The organism is Streptomyces sp. NRRL WC-3618 (genome assembly GCF_001280005.1).
In the GTDB taxonomy this organism is placed as follows: domain Bacteria; phylum Actinomycetota; class Actinomycetes; order Streptomycetales; family Streptomycetaceae; genus Streptomyces.
The window spans coordinates 1-23,717 of record NZ_LGDW01000119.1; the positions used below are offsets into that span (position 1 = coordinate 1).

Here is a 23,717-nt window from a genome sequence, read left to right on the forward strand (position 1 = left end):
GGCCTCTTCCATCCGGGCGATCAGCCGGGTCAGGCCGCCGGAGGTGAAGGAGAGGTCCTCCGCGAGGCGGGCGCTGGTGGTACGACGTTGCGGATGCCGTGCCAGACGCAGCAGCACTTCGAACTCGGAGCCGCCGAGCCCGGTGGCCTCGCGGATCGTGCGGTCGGCCCGTCCACCGAAGGCGTCGGTCAGCCGCAGGATGTCGCCGTACAGGACGACTGCCTCATCGGGTGACATCTGCTCGGCCCCCTCGGCCCACCTCGTCATGCGGCGCCCTGTCCCGGCAGACCCTGAGCGGTCGGCAACACGTGCTGAAAATAGCCTCTCCGGCGTTTGAGGAGCGGGGGTTCGGGGGCAGCGCCCCCGAGGACGGATGGGACGGGTAAGGGCGGCGGGGGCGAAAAAACCAAGCGCCCCGCACACCACCTCGGTATGCGGGGCACCCAGCGTTCAACGCAACCGGTCACACCGGGACGGAAGCCACCCCGGCCTCCAGGAACCGCTTCCCGTTCACCCGCTCGGAGACACCCTCACGGTCCAGGTAAGGCGTGATCCCACCCAGGTGGAAGGGCCACCCCGCACCGGTGATCAGACACAGGTCGATGTCCTGCGCCTCGGCCACCACACCCTCGTCGAGCATGAGCCCGATCTCCTGCGCGACAGCGTCGAGCACCCGCTCCCGCACCTGCTCCTCGCTCAGGACGACGTCCCCCTGCTGAAGCAGCGCGGCAACCTCGGGGTCCAACTCGGGCTTCCCGCTGTCGTACACGTAGAAGCCGCGCTTGCCGGCCTTGACGACGGCGGCGAGGTTCGGGGACACCGTGAAGCGGTCCGGGAACGCCCGGTTGAGGGTCTCCGAGACGTGCAGACCGATCGCCGGACCGACCAGCTCCAGGAGTACCAACGGCGACATCGGCAGCCCCAGCGGCTCCACCGCCTTCTCCGCGACCTCGACCGGCGTACCCTCGTCGATCACGTTCTGGATCTCGCCCATGAAGCGGGTAAGGATACGGTTCACGACGAACGCCGGGGCGTCCTTCACGAGCACCGCGGTCTTCTTCAGCTTCTTGGCGACGCCGAACGCCGTGGCGAGCGAAGCGTCGTCCGTCTGCTCGCCGCGCACGATCTCCAGGAGCGGCAGGATCGCGACCGGGTTGAAGAAGTGGAAGCCCACGACCCGCTCGGGGTTCTTCAGCTTCGACGCCATCTCGGTGACGGACAGCGAGGAGGTGTTGGTCGCCAGGATCGCGTGCGCCGGGGCGACCGCCTCGACCTCCGCGAACACCTGCTGCTTGACGCCGATCTCCTCGAAGACGGCCTCGATGATGAAGTCGGCGTCGGCGAAGCCCTCCGCCTTGTCCAGGACACCGGTGACCAGCGCCTTGAGGCGGTTGGCCTTGTCCTGGTTGATACGGCCCTTGCCGAGCAGCTTGTCGATCTCGGCGTGGACGTAGCCCACACCCTTGTCGACGCGCTCCTGGTCGATGTCGGTCAGCACGACCGGCACCTCGAGGCGGCGCAGGAAGAGCAGCGCGAGCTGCGAGGCCATCAGACCGGCACCGACCACGCCCACCTTGGTCACCGGACGGGCCAGCGACTTGTCCGGCGCGCCGGCCGGACGCTTGCCCCGCTTCTGGACGAGGTTGAACGCGTAGATGCCGGAGCGGAGTTCGCCGCCCATGATCAGGTCGGCGAGGGCCACGTCCTCGGCGTCGTACCCCTGCTGGAGGTCGCCGTTCTTGGCCGCGGCGATGATGTCGAGGGCGCGGTAGGCGGCCGGAGCCGCACCGTGCACCTTGCTGTCCGCGATGAAGCGGCCCTTGGCGACCGCCTGGTCCCAGGCCTCGCCGCGGTCGATGGCCGGGCGCTCGACCTTGATGTCGCCCTTGACGACGGAAGCCGTCCAGATCAGCGACTGCTCCAGGAAGTCCGCGCCCTCGAACAGCGCGTCGGCGATCCCCAGGTCGAGGACCTGCTGCCCCTTGAGCTGCTTGTTCTGGTTGAGCGAGTTCTCGATGATCACGCTCACCGCGCGGTCCGCGCCGATGAGGTTGGGCAGGATCGTGCAGCCGCCCCAGCCGGGGACCAGGCCGAGGAAGACCTCGGGGAGGGAGAAGGCCGCGATGGACTTCGACACGGTCCGGTACGAGCAGTGCAGACCGACCTCGACGCCGCCGCCCATGGCGGCACCGTTGTAGTAGCCGAAGGTCGGGACCGCGAGCCCGGCGAGGCGCTTGAAGACCTCGTGGCCGCCCTTGCCGATGGCGAGCGCGTCGGAGTGGTTCTTCAGGAGCTCTACGCCCTTGAGGTCCGCGCCGACGGCGAAGATGAACGGCTTGCCGGTGATGCCGACACCGACGATCTCGCCGGCCGTAGCCTCCTTCTCGACCTGGTCGATGGCGATGCTCAGGTTCGCCAGCGAGGCCGGGCCGAAGGTGGTCGGCTTGGTGTGGTCGAAGCCGTTGTCGAGGGTGATCAGCGCGAAACGGCCGGCGCCGAACGGCAGGTCGAGGTGGCGTACGTGCGCGGACGTCACGACCTCGTCGGGGAACAGCTCGGCCGCGCCCTTGAGGAGTTCGGTGGTGCTCACTTGTCGCCTCCGGCGTCCTTGTGGTGCGGGTTCTCCCAGATGACCGTGGCGCCCATGCCGAAGCCGACGCACATGGTGGTGAGGCCGTAGCGGACCTCCGGCTGCTCCTCGAACTGGCGAGCGAGCTGCGTCATCAGACGCACACCTGACGAGGCCAGTGGGTGACCGAAGGCGATGGCACCGCCGTACTGGTTCACGCGCGCGTCGTCGTCGGCGATGCCGTAGTGGTCGAGGAAGGCCAGGACCTGGACGGCGAAGGCCTCGTTGACCTCGAACAGACCGATGTCACCGATGCCGAGGCCCGCCTTGGCGAGTGCCTTCTCGGTCGCCGGGATCGGCCCGTAGCCCATGACCTCGGGCTCGACGCCGACGAAGGCGTACGAGACGAGGCGCATCTTGACGGGCAGGTTGTTCTCGCGCGCGAAGTCCTCGGACGCGATGATCGACGCCGTGGCGCCGTCGTTCAGACCGGCCGCGTTACCGGCGGTGACCCGCCCGTGCACCCGGAACGGCGTCTTGAGGCCGGCCAGGTTCTCCAGGGTGGTCCCCGGTCGCATCGGCTCGTCGGCGGTCACCAGACCCCAGCCGGTCTCGCCGGCCTCGGCATTGGTGTTCCGTACGGAGATCGGTACCAGGTCCTGCTGGATCTTGCCGTTGGCGTACGCCTTGGCGGCCTTCTCCTGCGAGCGCACCGCGTACTCGTCGGCGCGCTGCTTGGTGATGTGCGGGTAGCGGTCGTGCAGGTTCTCGGCGGTCATGCCCATGAACAGGGCCGACTCGTCGACGAGCTTCTCGCTCACGAACCGCGGGTTCGGGTCCACCCCCTCGCCCATGGGGTGACGGCCCATGTGCTCGACGCCGCCGGCGATGACGGCGTCGTAGGCGCCGAAGGCGATCGAACCGGCGGTGGCGGTGACTGCGGTCAGCGCGCCGGCGCACATGCGGTCGATGGAGTAGCCCGGCACGGACTGGGGCAGCCCGGCGAGGATGCCCGCCGTGCGGCCCAGGGTCAGTCCCTGGTCACCGATCTGCGTGGTCGCGGCGATGGCGACCTCGTCGATCTTCTTCGGGTCGAGACCCGGGTTGCGGCGCAGCAGTTCCCGGATCGCCTTAACGACGAGGTCGTCGGCGCGGGTCTCGTGGTAGATGCCCTTCGGGCCCGCCTTGCCGAACGGGGTGCGGACGCCGTCGACGAAGACGACATCCCTGACGGTACGAGGCACGATGGCTTTCCTCCAGAGGTGCGGGACGGCACTGCTGTATACGCAACCGCTGAGCGGGCGCTCAGGTTCCATGCTACTTGCGAGTAACCGTGCTGCACACCCCTGGACGGGGGAGCGGTGAACGTCACACGGGATTCACATGTTACCGCCGGTTACACATGCTGGCCTCACGTCCTCGGCGGAGCGGTGGACCCCCGAGGAGTCAGTACGGGCGTGGCCACCGGATGCGACCCGCCCCCGCCCCCGGCGATCACCTCGAACAAGGTCCGGGCGACGTCCGCGCCGAACCCGTGCACGTCGTGACTCATCGCCGACAGCGTGGGCCGTGTGAGCCGGCACAGCTGTGAGTCGTCCCAGGCCAGCAACGACACGTCACCCGGCACGGTGAGCCCCATCTCCGCGGCGACGGACAGGCTCGCCACAGCCATGATGTCGTTGTCGTACAGGATCGCCGTGGGCCGGTCAGTCGGCGAGGCGGACAGCAGCGAACGGGTGGCCCGCGCCCCCGCGTCACCGGAGTAGTCGGTCGCCACCTGCCACGCCCCGGCCAGCCCGAGCCCCCGCGCGGCCTCGTCGAAGGCCGCCGTACGGATGGTCGTGTGGCCGAGCGCCGCCACGCCCCCCACCCGGGCGATCCGCCGGTGCCCGAGCGCCGCGAGATACCGCACCGCCTCCGTCACGGCCGTGGCGTCGTCGGTCCACACGGCGGTGAGCCCGCCGGTGAGCGACGGATGCCCGACCGCGATGGCGGGCATCCCGAGCCGCTCGACGGCCGGGACCCGGGGATCGTCGGCCCGGAGGTCCACCAGGATCGTCCCGCCGATGAGCCGCCCCCTCCACCAGGACTCCTGAAGCCCGACCTCCTCCTCCAGGGTCCGTACGAGCCTGAGCAGCAGCGAGCACGCGTGCTCGGTCAGGACGCTCTCCACGCCCGAGATGAAGTCCATGTAGAACGGTTCGAGCCCGAGCAGCCGGGCCGGCCGGCAGATCGCCAGCCCCACCACGTCCACCCGGGACCCGGCCAGCGACCGCGCGGTGAGGTTCGGCTCCCAGCCCAGCTCCCGTGCGGCGGTGAAGATCCGGTCCCGGGTCGCCTCGGCGAGCCCCGGCTTGTGGTTGAAGGCGAGGGACACGGCCCCCTTGGACACGCCGGCGCGCGCGGCGACGTCCTTGATGGTGACGCGGGGGGTCGGTGATGCCGTCATCCGGCGGGCTCCACGCAGTACAGGGCCGACCGGGCGGTCTCGGCGTCCGGAGTCCGCCAGCCGCGCACCCCGATCGTCACCCGCTCCCCGGGCAACAGGGTCACCAGCCCGCGATCGGCCCGCGCTCCCGGGTCCAGCCGGTCCGCCTGCAACAGCAGATCCCGTACGAGGGTACGAGCCGTGACGGTGACCGCCCCCGGCGCCACACTCACGTCGAACTCGGGCCGGGGATAAGGGATTTCACGGTCCGGCACGGGAAAGTACAGCGCCCGCAGCCCCTCCTGGTCCGGCCCCTCCCCGTACGCCCCCTCGGCGTCCGCCACCAGGAACTCCTTGGCCCCCGTCGGCACGAGTTCCCCCGGCACCCGCACCTCGGCGACCGCCCGCCGCTCCGCCGCGAACGGGACCCGCACCGACTCACCGACAGCGCCCCCGTCCACGGACAGCCGCCGCAGCTCCACCGTCCCCGACCACCGCTCCGCCGCCTGGTTGACGACGGCCAACACGACCTCCTCACCCCGCACTTGAAGGGTGAGCAGCCGGTCCGCGTACAGCCGCCGCAGCTCGTGGTAGAGCGGCTTCTCCCGTCCGTCCCCGTCGACCGCCGCCCACGACGTCACCGGCCAGCAGTCGTTGAGCTGCCACACGATCGTCCCCGCGCACACCGGCCAGTGCGCACGCCAGTGCTCGATCCCGGCGGCGACGGCACGGGCCTGGTTGACCTGGGTGAGGTAGTGCCACCGGTCGAAGTCCCCCTCGTGGAGGGGGAAATGCCGGGCGAGCCCGCGCGCCAGCTTGCCGTTCCCGTCCTCCGCCTTCTGGTGGTGCAGCATGCCGGGGGAGTCGGAGGCGAGCCGCTCGCCCGGCAGCGCGCGCCGCAGCGTGGCGTACGCGGCCGGTGCCTGCCACCCGAACTCGGCCACGAAACGCGGGACTTCGAGCCGGTAGTCGGCATAGTCCTCGCGGTTCCACACCTCCCACGAGTGGTGCGTCCCGTGCGCCGGATCGTTCGGATGCCGATCCCAGGACCCGGACCAGGGACTGCCCGCCGTATAGGGCCGCGTGGGGTCCAACTCGGCCACCACACGCGGCAGTACGCCCAGGTAGTACCCCTCGCCCCACGACTCCCCGGCGAGCGTTCGCTCCCATCCCCAGTCCCGGAAGCCCCACAGGTTCTCGTTGTTGCCGTTCCACAGCACGAGCGAGGGATGCGGCATCAGCCGTACGACGTTCTCCCGGGCCTCCGCCTCGACCTCACCCCGCAGTGGCTGCTCCTCCGGATATGCGGCGCACGCGAACGGGAAGTCCTGCCAGACCAGCAGCCCCAACTCGTCGCAGACGTCGTAGAAATCCTCGCTCTCGTAGATCCCGCCGCCCCACACGCGGACGAGGTCCACCCCGGCGCCCGCCGCCTGCGTCAGCCGCGTGCGGTACCGCTCCGGCGTGATCCGGGACGGGAACACGTCGTCCGGGATCCAGTTGACGCCCCGCGCGAACAGCCGCTCCCCGTTGACGACCAGGGTGAACCCGGTCCCGTGGGCATCGGCGGAGGTGTCGAGCCCGACGGTCCGGAACCCGACCCGCCGCCGCCAGCCGTCCAGGGCCAGTTCGCCCTGCCTGAGCGTCAACTCGACGTCGTACAGCGGCTGTTGACCGTACCCGCGCGGCCACCACAGTTCCACGTCGGGCACTTCGAGCCGCACGACACCGCTGCTCCCGTCGACCGTGCCCCGCGCCAGCACCTCACCGCCACCCAAGAGGCCGCGGCCACTCACCCGCGCCTCCAGGGTGAGCCCGGCCTCGACTCTGGTGCGCTCCACGTCGACCGCCAACTCGACATGTCCCAGCCCGTGTTCGTCGACCGTCACCTCGGGGCGCACCCGGGCGATCCGGGCCGTCGACCAGTGCTCCAGACGCGCCGGCCGCCAGATCCCGGCGGTGACGAGGGTCGGACCCCAGTCCCAGCCGAAGGAGCAGGCCATCTTCCGGATGTACTGATAGGGCTCGGCATAGGCGCCGGGCCGCTCGCCCAGCCGCTCCCGCACGGCCTCGGCCTCGGCGTACGCGGAGGCGAACCGCACGGACAGCAGCCCGGTCAGACCGGTCACGTCGAAGCGGTACGACCGGTGCATGTTCCGTACCCGGCCAAGGAGTTGACCGTCGAGCCGGATCTCGGCGGCGGTGTCGAGCCCGTCGAATACGAGGTCGGTCTGCTCATGTGCCGAGGAAGTCCCGAGCTGTCTCTCGTACGTCCAGTCCCGGCGCCCCACCCACGCGACCTCGGTCTCGTTCCGGCCGGTGAAGGGGTCCGGGATCACTCCGGCCGCCAGCAGGTCGGTGTGGACGCAGCCGGGGACGCTGGCGGGCAGTTCGCCCCCCTCGTACCGCACGGTCCAGCCCTCGGTGAGTGGTGTGGCCTCCAGCATGCGCACTCCTAAACCGTTTCATTCTCGCGTGAGTCAAGCGCGGAAAACGTGGTGGCACCCTTGGCGAAATAGGGACTGTACCGGTTCAGTAAGTGGTGTCAGAGTGCCGAATCAGCCATCCCAGTAGTGCTCGTCCGTCCCGAACGGAGCTGATGCACATGAACCGCCGCACGATTCCCGCACTCCTCACCGCCGGCCTGCTGCTCTCCGCGTGCACGGGAACCGCAGGAACATCAAAGGGCGCTGACGCCAAGCCAGTTGACGATCCGTCAAAGGTGACCGGCACCATCAAGGTCCTGACCCAGCGGACCGATCTCGTGCAGGACGGCACGATGAAGAAGTACGCCGACGACTTCCGGAAGACGTATCCGAAGGTGAAGGTCGAGTTCGAGGGCCTCACCAATTACGAGGCCGACGTCAAGATCCGGATGAACACCGAGAACTACGGCGATGTCCTGCTGATCCCCGGGGTGATCAAGAAGAGCGACTACCCGAAGTTCTTCGCCTCGCTGGGTACCCAGGCGGAGCGCGCGAAGAAGTACCGCTTCACCGGCTTCACCACGGTCGGCGGCAAGGTCTACGGCCAGAGCCCGATCGGGGTGACCCCCGGGTTCGTCTACAACAAGAGGGTCTGGCGGGAGGCCGGGATCACCGACTGGCCCACCACACCAGGAGAGTTCATCACCGCCCTGAAGGCGATCAAGGAGAAGACGGACGCGGACCCGTACTACACCAACTTCGCCGCCCAGTGGCCGCTGACGTCATGGACGTACCTCAACGGCTCGGTCGGCTGCGACACCGGCGCGACCACGAAGCTGGTCGAGGGCGACCCCTGGGCCAAGGGCGCGGACCTGCGCGTCGGCGACACCCTGCTGTACGACATCGTGCACGACGGGCTCGCCGAGAAGGACCCGACGACCACCAACTGGGAGGCGTCCAAGCCCCGGTTGGCGAAGGGGCAGATCGCCACGCAGTGGCTCGGCACCTGGGCGGTCATCCAGTTCCGGGACGCGGCCAAGAAAGCCGGTGTCGACCCCGCCGACATCGGGTTCATGCCCTTCCCGGCCCAAGTGGGCGGAAAGTTCTGCGCGGTGGTGGGGCCCGACTACAACCAGGCCGTCAACGTCCACAGCGAGCACAAGGCGGCGGCCCGCGCCTGGATCGACTGGTTCACCGACAAGTCCGGCTACGGCGAGGACAACCTGGCCATCTCCCCGCTCAAGGACGCTCCGCTGCCCGACGTGCTCCAGCCGTACACGGACGCCGGAGTGAAGTTCATCGAGGTCGACGACACCGCCGGCGCACAACTCAAGCTCATCGACGCCGAGTCGGAGGTCGGTCTCTACGGCCCCGACTACCGTCAGGATCTCGTCGACCTGGCCCGTGGCGCCCGCAAGGGGAGCCTCGACGGCTTCCTCGGGGACCTCGGCAAGCGCTGGACCGACGCCCAGCGGTCCGTGGGGACGCGGTGACGGACACCACCGAGGCCGGTCTGACCGGTCGCAGCGCGGCGCGCCGGAAGGAACCGCCGCCCGCGCCCGCCACCAACAGCCCCGTACCGCCGCCGGCCCCGCGCGGCACCCGCCTGTGGCGGGGCGTGACCCCCTGGCTGTTCCTGCTCGCCCCGCTCGCGCTGCTCCTCACCTTCACCTACGCGCCGATCGTCAACATGGTCGCGTACAGCTTCACCGACTGGGACGGCGTCAGCCCCGAACTCCACTACACGGGCGCCGGGAACTACACCGAACTCCTCACGCGCCCCGAGCTGTTCGAGGTGTTCTTCGTCAGCGGCTACTACCTGGCCGCCTCCGCCCTGCAGATCGTCGCCGCGCTCTACTTCGCGACGATCCTCAGCTTCAACGTCCGGTTCCGGAACTTCTTCAAGGGCGTGCTGTTCTTCCCGTACCTGATCAACGGGGTCGCGATCGGCTTCGTCTTCCTCTACTTCTTCCAGGACGGCGGCACCCTCGACTCGGTGCTGAGCCTGTTCGGCGTGCACACGGACCACGCCTGGCTGGGCACCCCGACGTCGGCGAACATCTCGCTCGCCGGCGTCTCGGTCTGGCGCTACATGGGCCTGAACTTCGTGCTGTTCCTGGGCGCGATCCAGTCCATCCCGGGGGAGTTGTACGAGGCCGCGGAACTCGACGGGGCGAACCGCTGGCACCAGTTCCGGTACATCATCGCGCCGGGCATCAGACCGGTGCTGAGTCTGTCGGTGATCCTGTCGATCTCGGGTTCGCTGTCGGTCTTCGAGATCCCGTACATCATGACCGGCGGGGCGACCGGCACCGAGACGTTCGTGATCCAGACGGTGAAGCTGGCCTTCCAGTTCAACAAGACGGGGCTCGCCTCGGCAGCGGCCGTCGTACTGCTGCTGATCGTGCTCGCCGCGACTTGGGTGCAGCGGCGGCTCGTCCCGGACGACAGGGTGGATCTCGTATGACGCGCCGAGCGGTTGCCCGTACGTTCGTGTACCTGTCCCTGGTCCTCGCGACGGTGGTCGTCCTGCTGCCGCTGGGCGTGATCGTGCTGACCTCGTTCAAGTCCGAGCGGGAGATGGCGGACGACAGCGGGGCGCTCTCGCTGCCGGGCGACCTGCTGAACCTCCACAACTACGTGACGGCGTTCCAGGACGGCGAGATGCTGTCCGCGTTCGCCAACACGGCCTTCATCCTGCTGTTCGCCGTCTCGGGAACCGTCCTCATCGGCTCGATGACGGCGTACGCGATCGACCGCTTCACCTTCCGCTTCCGGAAGCTGGTGATCGCCCTGTTCCTGGTGGCGACCCTGGTCCCCGGCGTCACGACACAGGTGGCGACGTTCCGACTCGTCAACAGCTTCGGCATGTTCGACACCCTCTGGGCGCCGATCGCGCTCTACATGGGCACCGACATCGTGTCGATCTACATCTTCCTGCAGTTCGTCCGCTCGATCCCGGTCTCCCTGGACGAGTCGGCACGCCTCGACGGAGCCAACGCCTTCACGATCTACCGGAAGATCATTTTCCCGCTGCTCAGGCCGGCGATCGCCACGGTCGTGATCGTGAAGGGGATCACCGTCTACAACGACTTCTACATCCCCTTCCTCTACATGCCGTCCGAAGATCTTGGCGTGATTTCGACGTCCCTTTTCCGCTTCAAAGGCCCCTTCGCCGCCCACTGGGAGACGATCTCGGCGGGTGCGGTGCTGGTGATCCTGCCGACGCTGGTCGCTTTCCTGTCGCTGCAGAGGTTCATCTACAACGGCTTCACGAAGGGGGCGACGCGGTGAGTACGGCGGGCTCGCACCCGCCGTACCACAGGGTTCCTACGGCGTCTTGGCGGACAGCGCCTCGACCAGAACAGGCGTCACCTGCTCCACCTGCCAGGCCCGGGCCCCGTACCCCTCAAGAGCCGCCGCGACGGACTCGGCGTCAGGAGCGGCGGGCGGCTCCCAGCAGACCCTTCTCACCGTGTCCGGGGTGATCAGGTTCTCCTGAGGCATGTTCAGCCGCTCGGCCAGCGCGGACACCCCGGCCCGCGCGGCGGACAGCCGCGCCGCGGCCACCGGGTCCTTGTCGGCCCACGCCCGTGGCGGCGGCGGCCCGACCACAGGCTGCCCCGGCTGGGGCAGCTGTGCGTCGGTGAGCGCCTTCACGCTGTCCACGGCTTCCTGCCACTGCTCCAACTGCCGTCGTCCCATCCGGTGCCCGAACCCGGTCAGCGCGGCCAGCGCGTGGACGTTGGCCGGCACGGCGAGCGCGGCCTCGACGATGGCCGCGTCCGACAGCACCTTGCCCGGCGACACGTCCCGACGCTGCGCGATCCGGTCCCGGGTCTCCCACAGCTCCCGTACGACGGCCAGTTGCCGACGCCGACGCACCTTGTGCATGCCGGACGTACGGCGCCAGGGGTCCTTGCGGGGCTCCGGCGGCGGCGCCGACGCGATCGCGTCGAACTCCTCGCGGGCCCACTCCAGCTTGCCCTGCCGGTCCAGCTCCTTCTCCAGCGCGTCCCGCAGGTCGACCAGGAGTTCGACGTCAAGTGCCGCGTACCGCAGCCAGGGCTCGGGCAGGGGCCGGGTCGACCAGTCGACCGCGGAGTGGCCCTTCTCGAGTACGAAGCCGAGGACGCCCTCGACCATCGCGCCCAGGCCGACCCTGGGGAACCCGGCCAGCCGTCCGGCCAGTTCGGTGTCGAACAGGTGAGTGGGGATCATGCCTATCTCGCGGAGACAGGGCAGGTCCTGGGTGGCGGCGTGCAGTACCCATTCCACACCGTCGAGCGCCTCGCCCAGGCCCGACAGGTCGGGGCAGGCGACGGGGTCGATGAGCGCGGTACCGGCGCCCTCGCGGCGCAGCTGCACCAGATAGGCACGCTGGCCGTAGCGGTAACCGGACGCGCGTTCGGCGTCTACGGCGACCGGGCCGGTGCCGGCGGCGAACGCGGCGATCACTTCGGCGAGCGTGTTCTCGTCGGTGACGACCGGTGGAATTCCGTCACGGGGTTCGAGGAGGGGGATCGGCGCCGGAGCCTCAGAAGATCCGTTGTCGTCCGGAGGGGCGCCTCCGGTGGTTCGCAGTGAGCTGTCTGCTGCGGTCTCTTGGGCTTCGGTCACCTGTCAAGGGTATCTGTGTATGGACGGCGCCCGCCGACGGAACGTTCCGTCGCCGGGCGCCTTGGGGTCGTAAACCGGTCACGTGTCACACGTGTCAGTGAATTCTGTCGGTCATCTCGGTCAGGAGTGGTGGCGGAGCGGTCGTCAGCGGCCGGTCGCCGATGGTCGTCGGCGGGAGTCGTTCGATGGTGGTCGTCGGCTGGGGGAGGGTGTCGGCGGCGATCAGGATCGGTGATCAGGAGTCGGTGATCAGGGATCAGGATCGGGGTGAGGTCGGGTGAGGTCAGGTCAGGATCAGTGTCAGTGGATGATTCCGGTCCGCAGGGCCACCGCCACCATCCCGGCGCGGTCGCCCGTGCCGAGCTTGCGGGCGATACGGGCGAGGTGGCTCTTGACGGTCAGTGCGGACAGGCCCATCGAGACGCCGATCGCCTTGTTCGACTGGCCCTCGGCGACCAGTCGCAGGACCTCGACCTCGCGGCCGGACAGTTCGCGGTAGCCGCCCGGGTGGCTCGGGGCACCCGGGGGGCGGCGGTGCATACGGGCACCGGCACCGATGGGGGCGGCGCCGGGCCGGCCGGGGAGGCCGACATTGTTGCGGGTGCCGGTGACGACGTAACCCTTCACACCGCCCGCGAGGGCGTTGCGTACGGCTCCGATGTCGTCGGCGGCGGACAGGGCCAGGCCGTTGGGCCAGCCTGCGGCACGGGTCTCGGACAGCAGGGTGAGCCCGCTGCCGTCGGGCAGGTGGACGTCGGCGACGCAGATGTCGCGGGGGTTGCCGATGCGGGGACGAGCCTCCGCGATGGACGAGGCCTCGATCACATCGCGCACACCGAGCGCCCACAGATGGCGGGTGACGGTGGAGCGGACGCGGGGGTCGGCCACGACCACCATGGCGGTCGGCTTGTTCGGGCGGTAGGCGACCAGGCTTGCGGGCTGCTCAAGAAGAACGGACACCAGGCCTCCTGGAGTGCGGTGCTTTCAAGGTCACAGAGGTCTTCGGCATCAAACCTGTGCTCCTTTAGAGAAAGATCACGATCTGGTGAGTAACAATCCGTGCAATTCGGACACGCGATCGATCATCCGAAGATCGAACGGTTTCGCTCTACGTCGATACGCGGCCGAAAGTGGCCGTATCGACAAAGAGCTACTAAAAGAAGGCGTGGCGACGCATGAAAACGGCGAACGGCCTTGCGGACCCCTTCCGGGGTCCGCAAGGCCGTTCGCCGTTCAGTGGAGCCAGGGCTGTCCTAGCGGGACTGGGGCCCCCGCCGCTGCGGGAGTGTCACCACCGACGCGTCTCCGGGGGCGGCCGGTGGCAGGCCCGCGATCTGGGCGAGGAGGTCGCACCAGGACGCGAGGTGGGACGCGGTGTCCGGGACTCCGCCGAGACCCTCACGGGGCGTCCAGGAGGCGCGGATCTCGATCTGGGAGGCGGCCGGCCGCTCCGACATCCCGCCGAAGTAGTGCGAACTCGCGCGCGTGACCGTGCCGCTGGCCTCCACGTACGACAGCCCGCGCGCCTGGAGCGCCCCGGTCAGCCAGGACCAGCACACGTCCGGCAGCAGCGGGTCGGCGGCCATCTCCGGCTCCAGCTCGGCGCGCACCAGCGTCACCAGCCGGAAGGTTCCCTCCCAGGCGTCGTGCCCGGCCGGGTCGTGCAGCAGGACGAGCCGGCCGTCGGCCAGATCCTCCTCGCCGTCGACGACCGCCGCCTCGAGGGCGTACGCGAACGGCGCCAGTCGCTGGGGCGCCCGCGTCGGTTCGATCTCGATCTGCGGCCTCAGCCGCGCGGACCGCAACGCGTCGACGGCAGTCCGGAAGGGCAACGGAGCCGTGTCCGCATCCCGGTCTCCCCCCTTCGCGTCGTCCATTCCGCCAGCGCCGTCCGACAGTCGTCCCTGTGCCGCAGCCATGCCGGGAAGATTAAGGGGCACGGAGCCTTCGCGCGGGGAGGGACACCCGTGGGACGGACCACAGTCGCACAAGGGCCGTCGGCAGGGCTGTTCGCGGGAGTGTCGGTGGGGCGTGCGAGACTTCTTGTCGTGAGCGCCAACCAGAGCCCTGCGGGCCAGCAGCCGACAGAGACGTCCGCCGCCGTGAAGAACGACGCAGTGCGGGATTCCGCCTTCCTGAAGGCATGCCGCCGCGAGCCGGTGCCGCACACGCCCGTGTGGTTCATGCGCCAGGCGGGGCGCTCCCTGCCCGAGTACCGCAAGGTCCGCGAGGGCATCCCGATGCTGGAGTCCTGCGCCCGGCCCGAGCTGGTCACCGAGATCACCCTCCAGCCGGTGCGTCGGCACAACGTGGATGCGGCGATCTACTTCAGCGACATCGTCGTCCCGCTCAAGGCCATCGGCGTCGACCTCGACATCAAGCCCGGCGTCGGCCCGGTCGTCGAGAAGCCGATCCGCACCCGCGCGGACCTCGCCCAGCTCCGCGACCTCACCCCCGAGGACGTCCCGTACGTCACCGAGGCCATCGGTCTGCTCACCCGCGAGCTCGGCGCCACCCCGCTCATCGGCTTCGCCGGCGCGCCCTTCACCCTCGCGAGCTACCTCGTCGAGGGCGGCCCGTCCCGGACGTACGAGAACGCCAAGGCGATGATGTACGGCGACCCGCAGCTCTGGGCCGACCTCCTCGACCGCCTCGCCGACATCACGGCGGCCTTCCTCAAGGTCCAGATCGAGGCGGGCGCCTCCGCTGTCCAGCTGTTCGACTCCTGGGCCGGCGCCCTCGCCCCCGTCGACTACCGCCGCTCGGTGCTCCCCGCCTCCCAGAAGGTCTTCACGGCGGTCGAGGGGTACGGCGTGCCGCGTATCCACTTCGGTGTCGGCACCGGCGAGCTGCTGACCCCCATGAGTGAGGCCGGCGTGGACGTCATGGGCGTCGACTGGCGCGTCCCGCTCGACGAGGCCGCCCGCCGCGTCGGCCCCGGCAAGGCGCTCCAGGGCAACCTCGACCCGACGGTCCTGTTCGCCTCCACGGAGGCCGTCGAGGCGAAGACCCGCGAGGTCCTCGACTCCGCGAAGGGCCTCGAGGGCCACATCTTCAACCTCGGGCACGGCGTCATGCCGAACACGCCCCCGGACGCCCTGACGCGCCTCGTGGACTACGTCCACACGCACACCGCCCGCTGAGCCGCGGGCCCGGGCCCGCTCACATCGACGGTCTCCAGCCGGAACGGCGGCCGACCGGCCGGCCGCTGCCGCACCACCCCGTCCGCCTCCGCGAAGCACATGCCGAGCGCCTCGGTCTCCGCCACCATCCGGCGCAGCGCCTCCTGGAAGAGTCCCGGGTCCACGGCTCCGTGGATCTCCAGGTACTCGCCGACGGCATAGTCACGGCGCAGGGGGTCCAGTCGCTGCGCGAACCAGACACCGGCGTGCGCTGAGGTCAGGGGCAGCGCCCCGCGGTCATCTGTGGGCATGGGGTGGGTCTCCTCGGGTTCGTTCGACGACGACGTGAGGCTCACCTTCCGTGATGTCCAACAGCCCTGACAGTCCCCAGGATTCGCCTCTGACGGCGCTCGGGGCGGTCCGGAGCGTTCCCGGTCACGGGAATCCGTGACAACGCGTAGCCCCGGCCGGCCCTACTGACCCGGCCGCGCCCGCCTTCCCCACAGCGGGCCATGTGGTTCCGGTGGTGCCCGGGGTGCCGCCCAGTTCATCGACAGGTCGCCTTCGCGGTGTCCGTGGCCTACGCCAGTGACGGGAGGACTGCCGCCGGGGACGGCCGAGCAGTGTGGCGCATGTGAACGAGTTAGGGTGCCAACTCCCTGGTGGAGAAGCAGAGTCAGGAGTCGGGTCGGCGAGGGGGCCGGGGCTCGTACTGCCCTGTCACCACCGCGGTGGCCAGTTCCACGCGGGAGCGTACGCCGAGGTGGCGATAGAGCCGGTTCAGCCGGGTCGACACACTCGTCTCGCTCACCCTGAGCACCTCGGCGAGCCGGCGGTTCGACAGGCCCTCGGACACCAGCCGGGCCAGCAGCACCTCGGTCTCCTCGGCGGCGACCGGATCTCGCGGCGCCCCCGGTCCGGCGTCCGCGTCCCGCAGGGCCGCTCTGGTCCGGTGCCGCCACAGCGGCGCGTCCAGCTCTCCGAACAGGTCGTAGGCCTCCGCCAGGAGTCGTTCGGCAGGTGCTTCGCCGTACGTGTGCCCGCTGTCCGCCGCCTGCCCGGCGCGGGCGACCGCCAGCAACGTACGGGCCAGTTCGAACGGTTGCCCGAGCGAGCGGGCGACGGCAAGCGCCTCGCGCGCCTCCCGGACCCCGTCGGCGCGGTCCGGGTCGGCCGTGCGCGCTTCGACGCGGGTGCGCAGATATGTCAGGCGGTCGCTGTCCCGGCCGGTGAGGGCGATGCGGCGCAGCTCGCACAGACCGGAGGCGACGAGATCGGAGCGTCCCCGCTCGGCCTCGATGAGCGTCAGTTCCGACCACAGGGCCGCGGTACCCAGCGCGCACCCACCGTCGGCCGCCGTGGCGAGCCCCTGGCAGAGGATCTCGCGGGCCGCGTCGGTCCGGCCGAAGAATCGGTGCACCGCGGCCTGTTCGGCGGCCAACATGTACACCATCGGCGACCCGGCGGTGTTCGCGATGTCCAGCACGGTCCCGGCGCGCGAGGGCCAGCCCCGGGCGAGCAGCGCGGTGGATGCCTTGGCGTAGATCAGCATTCCCACCGGCCCCAGCGCCGTCGGCCGTGTGTTGGCCATGAGGGAGCCGGCCGTGGCCAGCGCCTCGGTCCAGGCGCCGGTGAGGAACCGGTGGAGGACGGCGGTCTGCTGCGGCAGGCGGTCCACTGTGGCCTCGCACTCGGTGAGCAGGGCCGTGACCGCCTGGGTGTCCTCCGCAAGCAGCAGAGCGTCGAACATGGCTGCCGTGGACGCGAAGTCTTCGGCACAGAACGGGAATTCGGCCGGCAAGGTGCGTGCGAGCTGCTGGAGGCCGGTCGGGTCGCCCGCAATGAGCTGGACCGCCGCGCGAGCCAGTCGGCCGACGAATCGTTCGAGTGGCACCGGGTGGCGTCCCGCCTCCGAGACGTCGATCAGGCGCGGGATGTCGGACCACAGGCCCAGCAGGGAAGCGGCCCGCACGGCGGGGATGAACGGACGCGCGCCCGGGTCCGTGGCCGACACCCGGTAACGGGCGGCCAGTTCGGCCATGTCGCCGCACTCGGCCAGCTGGGCCATCTCCGTGGACAGCAACGACTGCCGGACAAAGGGGTCGAGCTGCCCGGAGAAGGTCCGCAGCATCGCCCACACGTTCTCGTCGAACGTCCGGACCTCGCGCTTGCGCCGCGCGTTCAGCACGTGGTCGAGCACGGCCGAGGCGCATCGCTGCTCGTCGTCGGACCACTCGACCGCGGTCGTCAGCCACCGGGCTGCCTGGCGCGGATGGGTGTCGCGCAGCCGCTCGACGACGCCGAACAGCTCGCGCGCGGCGCGCTGCCGGCTGACCTGGCCGCCGGCGTCGACCAGACGTTCCGCCAGCCAGATGTCGTGCGCCGATTGGCCGTACCTCGTCTCCCTGGTGGTCCGGTCGGCCGCCTCCCAGTGGGCCTGTACGGCGACAGCCGAGACCACCCGGCGTTCGTAGGGGCCGACCCGGGCCCGCACGGTAAGGGCGACCAGCGGTATCCGGAACCTCCAGCCGGCGCCCGCGTTCCGCTCGGGGCCGGTCACCAGCCCACACTGCACCAAGCGCTCCAGTGCCTCGTCCACCGTGGGGCGGGACAGGTCGGTGACCGTCGCGATGAGCTCCGCCGTCCGGTCGGCAAGGGGCTCCAGCAGGCTCAGCGCCCGGGCCGTCCGCCAGACCGGGTCGCCGAGTTCGCGCAGCGTCGCCGTGAAGCGGTCGTTGGCCGGCGGCAGCGGCGGCGGGGGCTCGCCCTCCACCAGATGGGCGCGACCGATCAGTACCCGGACCGTTCCCGGTCCTTCGGGGCCGACGGCTGCCACCGCCGCAGCCGGATTGCCCGCGCTGAGCCGGTGCACCTCGTCCACCAGCACATCGTCGGGGACGGCGCGCAGCCGGAGGGCGAGCAGCGGGATGAGGTCGTCGCGGGTGAGCGGCGGGAGGTCGACCGTACAGGCCGTGCCGTCCGGGCGGCCGATGCCGGCGACGCCCAGAACCAGCCGCACGGACGGCAGTTCGGACAGCAGGGAGTGCAGCGGCGTGACCGTCTCCGGGTCCGCGTGCTGGGCGTCGTCGACCAGCAGGACGGCGGGCCCGTGCGCGCGCAGCGCCTGCGCCAGACGGGCGGGGCAGCTCGTCGTGCCGGAGTCGGACGCTCCGGTGCACGGACGGGTGAGGGGACTCGCCCACTCTGCGGAGTGCCCGGCCGTCAGGGGCGCGGGCGGCGGCACGGCGAGGGCCAGGAGCAGCCGGTGCGCGAGCAGACCGGGCGTCAGTCGTTCACCGGGCAGGCATCTCACCTGGTAGGTGGGTGTCCGGGCGGCGCGCAGTCGGTGACCGAGAGCGTCAAGTACGGTGGTCCGCCCGGCCCCCACCTCGCCGCGCAGCAGCACGACGGGAGGGCCGGAAGGGGCGGTGACGGCCTCCAGCAGGCGGCGGATCTCCGCGTCCCGGCCGACCGGGTCGGAAGGCACGAGGGGGTACGGGGGAATTGCGCCCGGATCAGGACGAGCGGCGAAGCGCGTGGCCACGGCCACCCCCTGAAGGCGCTGGCGAGCCGCAGCCCCCCGCTGTCTGCGTGGTATGCCGGACAGCCAACGGTCTCCTTGACGTTTCAAACAATGATAGATCAACTTTGCGTGAGTCGGATAGCCGGTCCGGCGGCGATACCCCTGGCACGAGATCGTATTCCAGACCCGCTCGGACCCCACTCCCACCCGGAGGTGCTGACCGTTGTCACCGATGTCGAGCCGACGCGGCACCCTGTTGATCGGACGCGAGGAAGAGCTCGAACAACTCGGCGCGGCACTGCGTGCCGCCGGCCGTCAGGGGCAACTGCTGGTCGTGGACGGGTGTTTCGGGACGGGCAAGACCGCACTGGTCGAGACGGCGCTGCGCACGGCCTCGACCGACAACCAGCTCGTCATCCGGCTGTGGCCGGGAGCGCGGGGCTCTGCGGGGATCGACGTCCTGCTGGATCAGGTCTGCGACACTCTGATCAAGGAAACCGGCACGGGATCACGGGCACTGGTGATGGCGGTCCGGCGCAGACAGACCCAGGCGGCACGGGAAGGCCGGCAGAACCTCCCCCTGATGCTGGAGGCCCTGTCGGCCCTGGTGCAGGCCGCCGGGACCCGGCCGATGGCGGTGGTGCTCGACGACGCCCACCTCGTCAAGGACGAAGACCTGGGCGCGGTGAGCGGACTGCTGCAGGGCCTGCGCTCCGCCGGAGCATGCGTGGTGATCTGCGGGGCGATGGGGGCGGTGGGCCCGAGCGGGGCCACGGGGCTCGGTGTGACGGCCGACCGGGTGCTGCGCCTGCCGCCGCTCAGCCGGGAGCAGAGCGCCGCCCTGATCGCGCGCCGCCTCGGAATGCCGGCGGCCGACGACCTGGTGGCCGCGGTCCGCCGGGGCCTGGGCATGGTCGCGGGCTTCCCCGGGCCACTGCTCGACGCGATCGGCTCCTTACAGGACCACGACCGGCTGGTCGTCGTCGACGGGCGCGCCTATCTGGGCGATCCGGCCACTCCGATACCCATGCCCCGCTTCCGCACGGAACTGCTGAAGTGGCTGCCGGACGTCGACTCGCACGCGTCGGACCGCGACCTCTGGCCCGGTGCGGTGCTGGCCCTGCTCACCCGACTGACCGCGGCCGGGGAGACGACCGTGGACGACTTCCTGAACCTGGCACGCGAACTGGGCACCACCACAGACCGTTTGGGACGCGACCTCGACACCCTCGCCGGCCTCGGCCTCGTCGCCGTCGCCGACGGAGGGCGGCTGACCTGCGCCATCCCCGCGATCGCCGCCGAGCTCCCGGCCCATCACACGGACATCCGCCTCGCCCGGCTGCACGCCCGGCTGGTGCTCGACGCGACCCGGGGAGCATGGGAGGGCGTCCGACTTCCCGCCCCCCGCCTCATCGACCATGCCCTGGCCGCCGGGCCCGAACTGCCCGCCCCGCTGCGCACCGGACTGCTGCTGGCAGCCACCCGCGAGGGCGGCGGCCGGCAGCCGCACCGCGCCCTGCGCGCATGCCGCGTCCTGCTGCAGACGCTGCCTCCCGACGACACGCGGCTGCCGCAGCTCCTGGCGGCCGCCGTGCCCCTGATGCTCCGTCACGGCAGCCCCGCCGACCTGCTCGCCCTCGGCGACCGGTTGCTTCCCCACCTCGCCGAGAGCACCTCCGAACCCCACTCGGCCCGGGCGCTGCTCGCCTCGGCCCGGGCGCTGGCCGCCGCCCACGACCAGTGGCTGGGCACCCGCGCCGCGGCCGATCACGACTCCTGGGCCGGCCCTGTCCCGGTCGATGGGATCGGACTGTTGCGGCGTGCGCTGGGCCGTGCTCGCACCGAACATGGGGACGGCCCGCGGTCCGCTCTCCTCGAACGGCTGCGGGAGGCGCTGGCACTCGGTGACCTGGCGAGCGCGTGGGAGATGCTGCCGGAGGAGCATGGCACCGTGTTCCCGGAGAGTCCCGTGCACATCCACCAATCCCTTGTCCGCGAGTACCTCACCGGATCCTGGGCCACCGCACTCGCCTTGGCGGGCAGCCTGGAGGCGACCCCGGGCGCCACCGGGCACGGCCCGCTGTACGCGTACAGCCGCAGTCTCGCCGCAGAGATCTGCCGACGGCAGGGCGAGAACGCGCGGGCGCAGGCTTGGCTGGACCGGGTCACGGATGGCGCGGGCCGCCTGCCGCTGCTGAGCTGGGCCCGGATGGGACTGCTGTACAGCCGAGGTGACACGGCGGGCGCGTGGCGGCAGGGCCGAAGGGACTGCCAGGCGCTGTGGCGCGGTGGCCTTACCGCCGGATTGGAGAGACCCCTGCTGCGGCTGCTGTCCTATGCGGTGCGTGACACGGAGGGCGCTACCGCTGTCCGAGGCGCCCTGGAGCTGCTGGAGGAGCTCGACCGGGCCGCTCCCTCACGGCTGACCCGGGCCGGCACGCTGCTCGGGCGCGGTATCGCGGCGGACGACGTGGACAGCGCCATGGAGGGCTTCGGCGTGCTGGCCGACGACGGAGGGCGGCAACTGTCCTTCAGCACCGCGGTGTGGCTGCTGCGGCGGACCCGTGAGCAGAAGTGGCTCCAGGAGGCCTGGCGGCAGAGCGAGGGCATGTCCAGTCGACCGGCCCGGGAGGCTCTCGTCCGGCTCGCCGGCGACTTCGGTCTGACCGTGCCGCAGCCGAGAGACGAACGTCCCCTTCTGGGCCGGCTGGATCTGAGGATCATCGAGATGGTCGTCGCCGGGCAGACCAACCGGCAGATCGCGGCCACGCTCAGGCGCAGCGAGAAGAGCGTCGAGGCGTATCTCGCCAAGATCTTCAAGCTCACCGGCTGCCGCTCCCGCGTGGAACTGGCCACCGCGAGGCTCGGCGGCGGCCTTTCGCGGACCGCCGCTTCGCAATGGCACTCGGCGACCTGATGTGCGGCTGCCGCCCGTGGGCTGGCGAAAACGTGTGGCGCAAAGACAACTGATCACGTGTGTGACTTTTCCCTACAACCGGTCGGCCGGGCGCACGAAGAGTGCGACAGCCGTGATTCCTGTGCCACCATCGACTGCGTTCGGAGGGTTCTTGCTGTTGAACCGGGAGACCTTCATGCCTGCTCTGCGAGTGGCGGTCCACGCGGAGGACGCCTTCTCCTTCCTCGGGCTCGTCGGCTCGCTGGAGGACCCGCCCGGCACCGCGTTGGTCGGCCCTGCTTCGGGTGAGGAGACCGGCGTCCCCGTCGTGTCCCGGCTTTCGGGTTTCTCATCATCGTCGGCAGCGTACGGAAGGCCAACCACTGGGAGACCTTCGGATTCGGAGTTCGCGCGATAATGCGGCGCGCCGACTTCACCAGGGAAGGAAATTCTGGCGACCATCGACCTCGTGGCGGACGGTCAGACCGCACATTCTCGCCCCGCGCACTCTTGCCGCTTCGGGTCTTTCCCTGAGGATAATCGACGTTCCGTGGACGGCGGTCGACGGGTACGGCAACGTAGGTATATCCAAGGAATTGACCTATTCCGAACGCACCATCCAGAACGCGCCATCCGGACGTTTTCTACGGCCTGCTGAAACGCCTCCGGCGGTTCAGGAGCCGGTCAGCAGCGCGAAGTTGTCGATGCCGAGCCAGAGTGCCACAGTCAGCCCGGCGAAACTCAGAATTGCTGCGGCGAAGCGCTGCCACGATACTCCCGCGAACCGGCGGCTGACGCGGACGACCGACAGCGCGGCGGCGGCCTGGAGCGCCACGATGCCCAGCGTGCCCAGGCCCAGCATGGTGGTGGTCATCCCGGTGTACGGATCTCGGCCGGCCAGAGCGAACCCCGCGACCGCGGCGACGTTGAGCGCCGTCTGCACCAGTCCCGCCCGGTACGGCGAGGCGTGCCGAGGGTGCGACTCCGCGAGCGGAGCGGGCAGCAGACGGTCGCCGGCGAGGGTCTGGGCGTACCGGTTGGCGGCGCTGTGCAGCGCGAGGGTGGCGGCGAACAGGCTGGTGCAGAGCATGATCTGCATGCCCGTGGCGGCGGCCGAGCCCAGATAGGTGTCGGTGAGGGCGAAAAAGAGCCCGCCGAGCTGCCGGCCCGCCTCCTCGCGCACTTCGCCCACGCCCAGGGCGCCGACCGCGATCCAGCTGGTGAGCGCGTAGAACACGGTGATGAGGGCCACCGCGACATAGGTGGCGCGCACGACGCTGCGGCGCGGGTCCCTCGCCTCCTTGCCGTACAGCGCGGCGGACTCGAACCCGATGAACGAGATGGCGGCGAACATCACCGACACGCCGAAGCCGGGGCCGAACACCTCGTGCGGCGCGAACGACGCGGCAGGGAGAGCCGACGGGATTCCGTCACGGACGACGACGGCGACGTCCAGGGCGCACAGGATCGCCAGCTCGCCCACCATCATCACGGCCACGGTGCGCGCCCCGGACCCGATCTCGCGGTACCCGAGCCAGCCGACCGCGGCCGCACCGGCCAGCGCACAGACCCACCACGTCAGATGCGCGCCGTGGTCGGCCAGCGCCAGCGAGGTGAAGTAGCCGAAGGCCCCGAGCAGTCCGATCGTCGCGAGGTTGTAGGCGGCGACGGCGACATACCCGCTGACCACGCTCATCGGGCGGCCGAGCCCCTCCATGGCGGCGGAGTAGAAGCCGCCGTGACCGCCGGTCCGGCGGGCGATCACGGCGTAACCGGCGGAGAAGCACAGCAGGACGAGTCCCGTCAGCACGAATGCGGCCGGAACCCCGGCGCCGTTTCCGAACGCGAACGCCAGCGGAACGGTGCCGGCCATCGCTGACAGCGGAGCGGCCGCGGAGACGATGAGATAGACGATGTGCCGGGTGGTGAGTGTCGGCGATCGTGTGGTCACCGTATTCGACGGAGCATGGTCGAGCATTATTCTCCTCGGAGTGTCAAGGTAATGGAATGCATGACTGGAATCGGGTTTACGGGCCCGATTCTCGACTCTGTGCTTCAACGGTGGAATGCCAATTAACTCTCGGGCAATGGAGGTGGGCGACTGCCTGATGAAGCCGACGCAGCTGCCTGTAT

15 protein-coding genes and 1 pseudogene are annotated in these 23,717 nt (G+C 70.2%); 5 read left to right on the forward strand and 11 right to left on the reverse strand.

Annotated elements, in window-relative coordinates:
* From ADL01_RS14695 to ADL01_RS14715, 5 genes and pseudogenes are all read right to left on the reverse strand, one after another.
* Positions 1 to 237: pseudogene (locus tag ADL01_RS14695) on the reverse strand (MarR family transcriptional regulator); the annotation flags it as partial.
* Positions 238 to 463: 226 nt separating this feature from the next.
* The gene (locus ADL01_RS14700; RefSeq protein ID WP_053742438.1) at positions 464 to 2,590 is read right to left on the reverse strand and encodes a 3-hydroxyacyl-CoA dehydrogenase NAD-binding domain-containing protein; all 2,127 of its coding nucleotides are present in this window, start codon (positions 2,588 to 2,590) and stop codon (positions 464 to 466) included.
* A complete protein-coding gene (locus tag ADL01_RS14705; protein WP_053742439.1) occupies positions 2,587 to 3,813 on the reverse strand; it encodes a thiolase family protein in 1,227 nt (408 codons plus the stop codon). The genes ADL01_RS14700 and ADL01_RS14705 overlap by 4 nt, the downstream gene beginning before the upstream one ends.
* Positions 3,814 to 3,980: 167 nt before the next feature.
* Positions 3,981 to 5,018, reverse strand: a complete 1,038-nt coding sequence (locus tag ADL01_RS14710) for a LacI family DNA-binding transcriptional regulator (protein WP_053742440.1) — start codon at positions 5,016 to 5,018, stop codon at positions 3,981 to 3,983.
* Positions 5,015 to 7,444 carry a glycoside hydrolase family 2 protein gene (locus ADL01_RS14715; RefSeq protein ID WP_053742441.1) on the reverse strand — a complete coding sequence of 810 codons (2,430 nt, stop codon included), beginning with the start codon at positions 7,442 to 7,444 and terminating at the stop codon, positions 5,015 to 5,017. The genes ADL01_RS14710 and ADL01_RS14715 overlap by 4 nt, the downstream gene beginning before the upstream one ends.
* 158 nt (positions 7,445 to 7,602) lie before the next feature.
* Here ADL01_RS14715 and ADL01_RS14720 point away from each other — a divergent pair, with 158 nt between their 5' ends.
* The 3 genes from ADL01_RS14720 to ADL01_RS14730 are packed head-to-tail and all read left to right on the forward strand — an operon-like array spanning position 7,603 to position 10,717.
* A complete protein-coding gene (locus ADL01_RS14720; protein WP_053742442.1) occupies positions 7,603 to 8,916 on the forward strand; it encodes an ABC transporter substrate-binding protein in 1,314 nt (437 codons plus the stop codon).
* Positions 8,913 to 9,890, forward strand: a complete 978-nt coding sequence (locus ADL01_RS14725; protein ID WP_107090895.1) for a carbohydrate ABC transporter permease — start codon at positions 8,913 to 8,915, stop codon at positions 9,888 to 9,890. The genes ADL01_RS14720 and ADL01_RS14725 overlap by 4 nt, the downstream gene beginning before the upstream one ends.
* Complete coding sequence (locus ADL01_RS14730) at positions 9,887 to 10,717, forward strand: carbohydrate ABC transporter permease (RefSeq protein ID WP_053742443.1); 831 nt, start codon at positions 9,887 to 9,889, stop codon at positions 10,715 to 10,717. The genes ADL01_RS14725 and ADL01_RS14730 overlap by 4 nt, the downstream gene beginning before the upstream one ends.
* A 36-nt stretch (positions 10,718 to 10,753) precedes the next feature.
* On the opposite strand, the gene ADL01_RS14735 is transcribed toward ADL01_RS14730, so the two are convergent.
* The 3 genes from ADL01_RS14735 to ADL01_RS14745 form a co-directional block, all read right to left on the reverse strand.
* Positions 10,754 to 12,043, reverse strand: a complete 1,290-nt coding sequence (locus ADL01_RS14735; RefSeq protein WP_053742444.1) for an HRDC domain-containing protein — start codon at positions 12,041 to 12,043, stop codon at positions 10,754 to 10,756.
* A gap of 300 nt (positions 12,044 to 12,343) precedes the next feature.
* The gene (locus tag ADL01_RS14740; RefSeq protein WP_053742445.1) at positions 12,344 to 13,003 is read right to left on the reverse strand and encodes a helix-turn-helix transcriptional regulator; all 660 of its coding nucleotides are present in this window, start codon (positions 13,001 to 13,003) and stop codon (positions 12,344 to 12,346) included.
* 293 nt (positions 13,004 to 13,296) lie between these two features.
* Complete coding sequence (locus ADL01_RS14745) at positions 13,297 to 13,962, reverse strand: DUF3000 domain-containing protein (protein ID WP_078960514.1); 666 nt, start codon at positions 13,960 to 13,962, stop codon at positions 13,297 to 13,299.
* Between the two features lie 129 nt (positions 13,963 to 14,091).
* On the opposite strand from ADL01_RS14745, the gene hemE reads away from it, so the two are divergent.
* The gene (gene hemE / locus ADL01_RS14750; RefSeq protein ID WP_078960515.1) at positions 14,092 to 15,186 is read left to right on the forward strand and encodes a uroporphyrinogen decarboxylase; all 1,095 of its coding nucleotides are present in this window, start codon (positions 14,092 to 14,094) and stop codon (positions 15,184 to 15,186) included.
* On the opposite strand, the gene ADL01_RS14755 is transcribed toward hemE, so the two are convergent.
* Together ADL01_RS14755 and ADL01_RS14760 are read right to left on the reverse strand one after the other, a co-directional pair.
* Positions 15,159 to 15,476, reverse strand: a complete 318-nt coding sequence (locus ADL01_RS14755; RefSeq protein ID WP_107090899.1) for a condensation domain-containing protein — start codon at positions 15,474 to 15,476, stop codon at positions 15,159 to 15,161. The genes hemE and ADL01_RS14755 overlap by 28 nt on opposite strands.
* 365 nt (positions 15,477 to 15,841) lie before the next feature.
* Positions 15,842 to 18,652 (reverse strand): LuxR family transcriptional regulator, encoded by a 2,811-nt coding sequence (locus tag ADL01_RS14760; protein WP_053742448.1) that lies wholly within the window; start codon positions 18,650 to 18,652, stop codon positions 15,842 to 15,844.
* A gap of 268 nt (positions 18,653 to 18,920) precedes the next feature.
* Between ADL01_RS14760 and ADL01_RS43705 the strand changes: the two genes are divergently transcribed.
* Entirely contained in the window at positions 18,921 to 21,605 is a 2,685-nt protein-coding gene (locus ADL01_RS43705; protein ID WP_053742449.1) for a helix-turn-helix transcriptional regulator, read from the forward strand.
* Positions 21,606 to 22,257: 652 nt separating this feature from the next.
* Here ADL01_RS43705 and ADL01_RS14770 read toward each other — a convergent pair.
* Positions 22,258 to 23,535, reverse strand: coding sequence for an APC family permease (locus ADL01_RS14770; RefSeq protein WP_234354630.1), 1,278 nt, complete (start codon positions 23,533 to 23,535; stop codon positions 22,258 to 22,260).
* Between the last annotated feature and the right edge of the window lie 182 nt (positions 23,536 to 23,717).

Coding starts and splice junctions, on each gene's coding strand:
- ADL01_RS14755 (WP_107090899.1), bottom strand. CDS start 15,476: ATGCCCACAGATGACCGCGGGGCGCTGCCCCTGACCTCAGCGCACGCC.
- ADL01_RS43705 (WP_053742449.1), top strand. CDS start 18,921: ATGTCGAGCCGACGCGGCACCCTGTTGATCGGACGCGAGGAAGAGCTC.
- ADL01_RS14730 (WP_053742443.1), top strand. CDS start 9,887: ATGACGCGCCGAGCGGTTGCCCGTACGTTCGTGTACCTGTCCCTGGTC.
- ADL01_RS14745 (WP_078960514.1), bottom strand. CDS start 13,962: ATGGCTGCGGCACAGGGACGACTGTCGGACGGCGCTGGCGGAATGGAC.
- ADL01_RS14710 (WP_053742440.1), bottom strand. CDS start 5,018: ATGACGGCATCACCGACCCCCCGCGTCACCATCAAGGACGTCGCCGCG.
- ADL01_RS14715 (WP_053742441.1), bottom strand. CDS start 7,444: ATGCTGGAGGCCACACCACTCACCGAGGGCTGGACCGTGCGGTACGAG.
- ADL01_RS14720 (WP_053742442.1), top strand. CDS start 7,603: ATGAACCGCCGCACGATTCCCGCACTCCTCACCGCCGGCCTGCTGCTC.